The organism is Nocardiopsis chromatogenes YIM 90109, from assembly GCF_000341185.1.
GTDB classification, from domain to species: Bacteria; Actinomycetota; Actinomycetes; order Streptosporangiales; family Streptosporangiaceae; genus Nocardiopsis_A; species Nocardiopsis_A chromatogenes.
Genome location: NZ_ANBH01000193.1, coordinates 1 through 3710, shown reverse-complemented (window position 1 = coordinate 3710; position 3710 = coordinate 1). Strand labels below are relative to the sequence as shown.

Genomic DNA, 3710 nt, shown 5'->3' with positions numbered 1-3710 from the left:
TGTCGGCCGGAGGGGACGCGGCGCCGTGGCTGGTGGGGGCCGGTGCGGCACTGGTTCTGCTGGCGCTGGCCGCGCTGGCTCCGGTGCTGGGCCGACCGGTGCTGCGCGCCGTCGGGGCGCCGCTGCCGCGCCTGTGGGGCCTGCCCGGTCGGCTGGGGCGGGACAACGCGCTGCGCAGCCCGCGCCGTACCGCCGCGACCGCGATGGCGCTGACCGTGGGGCTGGGGCTGGTCGCGGCGATCGCGGCGCTGAGCGCGTCGGCCGAGGAGTCGGTGGACCGCAGGATCGACGAGGCCATGGGCGCCGACCTGGCCGTGGTGGCCGAGGGCTTCGACCGGTCGGTCCCGCCGCAGGTGGTGGAGGAGGTCGACGGCGCGCCCGGCGTCGCGGCGGTGGCCGCGGTGCGGATCGGCCGGCTGGAGGTCGCGGGCGCCCCGGCGATGGCCTCGTCCGGGGACCCCGACCGCCTGGCCCGCGCGGCGTCGCTGGACGTGGTGGAGGGCGGCGGGGACTTCTCCGAGGCGGGGATGATGGTGTCGCAGGACGTCGCCGACGAGCGCGGGTGGCGGGTCGGCCGGGACGTCCCCGTGGTCTTCCCCGACGGGACGGAGGCCGAGCTGCCCCTGGAAGGGGTGTACGCGACCGGGTCCCTGGTGGCGTCCGACCACCTGCTCTCGCCCGATGCCTACACCGAGTACTTCGACGAGGACCTGGTGGCGGCGGTCTACGTCTCCGCCGAGCCGGGCGCGGCGGACCGGGCGCGCGCCGCGGTGGACACGGCGCTGGAGGAGGCGCCGGGGGCCGAGGTGCTCGACCGGGGAGAGATGAAGGAGCGCAACCGCGAGAGCCTGGCGCGGCTGACCGGGACCATCTCGGCGATGCTCGTGCTGTCGGTGGTGATCGCCGGTCTGGGGATCGCGAACACGCTGGCCCTGTCGGCGTCGGAGCGGGTGCGTGAGATCGGCCTGCTGCGCGCGGTGGGCCTGTCCCGGGTCGGCCTGCGGAGGATGATCCGCCTGGAGGCGGTCGTGATCGCCGTGTTCGGGGCGCTGCCGGGCCTGGGTGTCGGCCTGCTGTTCGCGTGGGCCCTGCACAAGGTGCTGGAGGACGAGGGCATCGTGGTCTTCGCGGTCCCGGTGGGGACGCTGGCGGCGCTGCTGGGGGCGTCGGTCGTCATCGGGGTGCTGGCGTCGCTGTGGCCCGCATGGAGGGCGTCGCGGATGGACGTGCTCAAGGCCATCGCCACGGAGTAGAGGCGGGCCGGGAGGCCTGGCCCGCGGACGGCGTCCGCGGAACCTCCGCCGGCCGTGAGCGCCGCTCGTGTCCCCGCTGCGCGAAGACCACGAAGCGGCGCAGCAGGGGCGCGACCGCGAGCCGACGCCGACCCGAGGACCAGGCCCCTGCTCGGGCCCACCGCCATCCGGCGGAAAGGACCGTCCGCCATCCGGCGGAAAGGACCGTCCGGCCGCCGGTGCGCACGCGCCCCGTCGGCCGTGCCGTTCGACGGCGGTGACCGCGACGGCGCCGTGCGGCTCGGACCGTCGCCGGAAGCGGTCCGCCGCCCCGCGCCGCCCGGTCGCGGTCCTGGCCGACCGGTGCTATGAGCACGACGAATGCCGCCAGATGCCATGCGCCGACGGGCTCCGCGCCGAACGCCCGCCGACGGGCGGGCCGTCGGCCAGGGCCCCGAAGGCCATCCGCCCCCGCCCCTGTCCTGCGGTCAGCCCGGGCGGTTGTGCGGGATCTCCGCCCGCACCCGAAAACCCCCGCCCCCGTTGGGCCCCGATTCCAGGCGGCCGCCGAACAGGGACACCCGCTCGCGCATCCCCAGCAGCCCATGGCCCGGCTCCTCAGGAGGCCGCGGCCCCGGGCCGCCCCGGCCGACACCGCCTCCCCGCCCCCCGTCGTCGGTCACCTCCACCGTCACCGCGTCCGCGCCCAGGTCCACCACCACCCGCGCCCGCGCGCCCTCGCCCGCGTGTTTGAGGACATTGGTCAGCGACTCCTGCACCACCCGGTACAGCGTCAACCCCTGCGCCGGGGGCGGGTCCCCGCCCTCCCCGCGCATCTCCAGGTCGACGCCGAGGCCCGCCTCGCGCAGGTGGGCGGCGAGCGCGTCGAGGTCGGCCGCCCCGGGCTGGGGCCCGCGCTCGGCGCCCCCGCCCTCGGGCGCCTCCGCCATCCTCAGCACCCCGACGATGCGCCGCATCTCCGCCAGCGCCTGCCGCCCCGTCTCCTCGATGTCGGTCAGCGCCTGCTCGGCGGCCTCGGGCGACCGGTCGATGACCCGCCGCCCCGCCGTCGCCTGGACGGTCATCACACTCACGTGGTGGGCCACCACGTCGTGCAGCTCCCGGGCGATCCGCGAGCGCTCCTCGGCCAGCACGGCGCGCACGTGCGCGTCCCGGGCCCGCTCCAGGCGCCGCGCCCGCTCCCGCAGCTCGGCGGTGTCGTAGGTGCGCATCCGCACCAGCCGCCCCACCCACCAGGCCCCGCCCATCCACACGAGAGTGAGCACATAGGGCGTCGCCCCCGGGATGTCGGTGGGCGGCTGCACGGGTGAGGCCAGGGTCGCGGCGGCGTCCACGGCGACGCCCGCAGCCAGCGATCCCAGGCTGCGCGCCAGGGGGAGGTGCCGCCCGACGGCGTAGGAGGCGACCGCGATGCCGGGGCCGGCGACGCCCCAGACGAACGCGCCCGACGTCTCGGCGAGCACGCCCGCCACGGACATGCAGACCAGCACCGTCAGGGGGAGGCGGCGGCGCGCCACGATGACCGCGGCCAGCAGGCATCCGCCCAGGTAGCCGCCGAGGGGCCAGGTGTGGCTCGCGTCGAACTCGGCGGTGCGGCTCCACGTCGGCACGAGCGCGGCGTTGAGCCCGGCGAGCAGCAGCACGAGCAGCGCATCGGTCACCCGGTCCCGTCTGCGGGCGGGCAGCCACGTGAGCACTCGGCGGGCCAGGGCACGGCGGCCGCCTGCGGCGCCGCAGGCGGAACCGGGTCGGGAAGGGGACNNAGGGGCGGGGGGGCCCGCCGCAGTACCTCCCCGCGGCCGATCCGCCCTCCTTCCCCCGGACGATGCCGCGGACGGGGCGAGGGGGCCCGGCGCCGCCCCCCGGCGGGCGGCCGCAGAAGCGGGCCACCCGGTCGGCGGCGGTGTCCACGGGAGTCAGGTGGAGCCTCCGGCCGTCCGCCGATGTGCGGACGCGGGGCGCATCATCCCGGGCGACGTGCCCCGGCCGGGGCGGCGCCGCCCCCACCGGGCCGTGCCCCTCAGGCGCTCAGCCCCTCGGCGCGGGATTCGGCAACGGCGGCGGCGTCCCCCCGAACTCCGGGCACACCGCCTGGTGGTCGCACCAGTCGCACAGCTTGCTCTTGCGCGGGCGCCACTCGCCCGACCGGGCCGTGCGCTCGATCTCCGCCCAGATCTGAGAGATCTCCGCCTCCGCGGCGCGCAGCTCCTCCTCGGTCGGCTCGTACCAGCGCACCCCGCCGTCGCCCAGGTACATGAGCTGCAGACGCGCGGGAACCTCGCCCAGCTCCCGCCACAGCATGACCCCGTAGAAGAAGATCTGGAACTTCGCCTTGTCCTCGAACCGCGGCCGCGGCGTCTTGCCCGTCTTGTAGTCGACCACCCGGATCTGCCCCGTCGGCGCCACGTCCAAGCGGTCCACATACCCCCGCAGCCGCAGCCCCGACTCCAGGGTGAC

The 3710-nt window shown here is 76.9% G+C and carries 3 protein-coding genes; 1 reads left to right on the top strand and 2 read right to left on the bottom strand.

All coding sequences use genetic code 11. The features are described 5' to 3' along the window. Window positions 1-1253 (top strand): ABC transporter permease (locus D476_RS0118720; protein WP_017625462.1); only part of this gene is annotated, 1253 nt, incomplete at its 5' end. A gap of 467 nt (window positions 1254-1720) precedes the next feature. Here the strand turns inward: D476_RS0118720 and D476_RS33815 are convergent. Beyond that, complete coding sequence (locus D476_RS33815) at window positions 1721-2914, bottom strand: sensor histidine kinase (RefSeq protein WP_017625461.1); 1194 nt, start codon at window positions 2912-2914, stop codon at window positions 1721-1723. A gap of 367 nt (window positions 2915-3281) precedes the next feature. Next, window positions 3282-3710 (bottom strand): RecB family exonuclease (locus tag D476_RS0118710; protein ID WP_017625460.1); only part of this gene is annotated, 429 nt, incomplete at its 5' end.